The following is a 611-nucleotide window of genomic DNA, read 5'->3' on the forward strand; positions in this document are numbered from 1 at the left end:
TTATATTTTGCAGTGTTTACTTAATCTATGCCAACGAACTTCATTTCATGGTTATAAATCAACGCTCAATTCGTACAATTTTCAAGCATTCAGTCTTGGCAGCGTCACTTTGCGCTTCACTGCCTTCTGTGGCCGCTGAAAAGATCTGTGCGATCTACCCTCATTTAAAGGATTCTTACTGGTTATCAGTAAACTATGGAATGGTCTCTGAAGCAGAGAAACAAGGCGTCAATCTGCGCGTATTAGAAGCAGGTGGCTACCCAAATAAAAGTCGTCAAGAGCAGCAACTTGCGCTGTGTACCCAATGGGGTGCGGATGCCATTATTTTAGGCACGGTTGATCCTCACGCCTATGAACACAACTTAAAAAGTTGGGTCGGCAACACGCCCGTATTTGCAACAGTCAACCAACTCGATCTTGATGAAGAACAGAGCACACTGCTCAAAGGCGAAGTCGGTGTCGATTGGTATTGGATGGGTTACGAGGCCGGTAAGTACTTAGCCGAGCGCCATCCAAAAGGCTCAGGTAAAACCAATATTGCCCTACTGCTTGGCCCGCGTACTCGTGGTGGCACTAAGCCTGTCACAACAGGGTTTTATGAAGCTATCAAA

General features: G+C 46.0%; 1 protein-coding gene. It reads left to right on the forward strand.

Features of this window, described 5'->3' with window-relative positions; all coding sequences use genetic code 11:
- Positions 1–47 precede the first annotated feature (47 nt).
- A partial coding sequence (torT, locus tag R7Q46_RS28210) for a TMAO reductase system periplasmic protein TorT (RefSeq protein ID WP_318078445.1) occupies positions 48–611 on the forward strand: 564 nt, incomplete at its 3' end.

This window comes from Vibrio sp. 811 (genome assembly GCF_033339195.1).